We start from the raw sequence: 1,654 nt of genomic DNA, 5'->3' as shown, positions 1-1,654 counted from the left end.
AGCGCATCGAGAAGCTGTACACGCGCAAGATCTCGCCCCATCAGGTCATCAGCCCGGAGCTCGCGCGCGCGCTCACCGAGCTGTCTCGAGAGAGCGGCCGCGTGCTGGGAATTCTCGTTGATCGCAAGGGCAACGTGGTCGACGTCATCGTGGGTGACGCCAAGGGCATCACCATCAGCGAGATGGGGCGCTACCGCGTGAGCCGGGCGCGCTTCCGCGGGCTGCGCTGCATCCACACGCGGCTCAGCGACGAGGGGGTCAGCCAGGATGACCTCACCGACCTCGCCCTGCTTCGCTTCGACCTCATGCTCGTGGTGAAGGCCCTCGACAGCGGCCTGCCCGGCCCCGTGCACCTGGCCCACCTGGTGCCCACGCGAGGCGAGGCCAACGGCGATCTCATGACGTGGGAGGTTCTCCCCCCGCGGGCGGTGCACGACCTCGACATCGACTTCAGCGCCTTCATCGAAGCCCTCGAGAGCGAGTTCGCCACCAAGGCCCGCACCGCCCAGGCCGTGGGCGATCGCCGTCGGCGCGCCATTCTCGTGCACGTGAGCCGCGGCAGCCGCGAAGAAGCGCAAGAGTCGATGGACGAGCTGCGCGAGCTCGCCCGCTCGGCCAATCTCGTGGTGGTCGACGAGATCATGCAGCGCCGCGCGCAGCTCGACGGCCGCACCGTGGTGGGCCGCGGCAAGATGAACGAGATCTTCATTCGCAGCCTGCAGCGCGGCGCCGACCTCATCATCTTCGACCACGAGCTGAGCGGCTCGCAGGTGCGCAACATCGGCGACCTCACCGAGCTCGAGATCATCGACCGCACCCAGCTGATTCTCGACATCTTCGCCCAGCGCGCCCAGAGCCGCGAGGGCAAGATCCAGGTCGAGCTCGCCCAGCTGAAGTACTCGCTGCCCCGCCTCGTGCTCAAGGACGACTGCCTCAGCCGCATCACGGGCGGCATCGGCGCCCGCGGTCCCGGCGAGACCAAGATCGAGGAGCTCAAGCGCCAGGTGCAGACCCGCATCACCCGCCTCGAGCGCGACATCGAGGCCCTCTCGCGCGGGCGTGACGAGCGGCGCAAGAAGCGCGAGCAGGCGGGCATTCCCGTGGTGTCGATCGTGGGCTACACCAACGCGGGCAAGTCGACCCTGCTCAACGCCCTGACCGGCGCCGAAGTGCTCGCAGAGAACAAGTTCTTCGCCACCCTCGATCCCACCACGCGGCGCATGCGCTTCCCCGAGAAGCGCGAGCTCATCCTGGCCGACACGGTGGGCTTCATGCGCGAGCTGCCCAAGGATCTGGTGAACGCCTTCCGCGCAACCCTCGAAGAGCTGCGCGAGGCCGACCTCATCATTCACCTGGTCGACATGTCGAACCCCGCCTTCGAAGAGCAGATGTCTGCGGTCGACGAGCTTCTCAGCGACCTGGGGGTCGACAACGCGCCCATCTTGCTGGTGTTCAACAAGGAAGACCGCCTCGATCCGGAGCAGGTCGAGGAGATCCGCGAGCGCTACCGCGCCATCTGCGTCTCCGCAACCGACCGCGAGACCCTGCCTCGCCTCACCCGCGCCCTCGAGGAGTCGCTCTGGAAGGAGACCGGACGTGTCGTCGGTTAGGCTGCGCGCACAGCAGAAGACGGGGGGGCGCGTCGTCGACATCT

1 protein-coding gene is annotated in these 1,654 nt (G+C 67.6%); it reads left to right on the top strand.

Annotated elements, in window-relative coordinates:
- On the top strand, window positions 1-1,610 hold a 1,610-nt coding region (hflX, locus tag EB084_24895; protein ID NDD31502.1), incomplete at its 5' end, for a GTPase HflX.
- Between the last annotated feature and the right edge of the window lie 44 nt (window positions 1,611-1,654).

Source organism: Pseudomonadota bacterium (assembly GCA_010028905.1).
Taxonomy (GTDB): domain Bacteria; phylum Vulcanimicrobiota; class Xenobia; order RGZZ01; family RGZZ01; genus RGZZ01.
The sequence above is the reverse complement of the archived record's forward strand: the minus strand, read 5'-3'. Positions and strand labels throughout refer to the sequence as shown.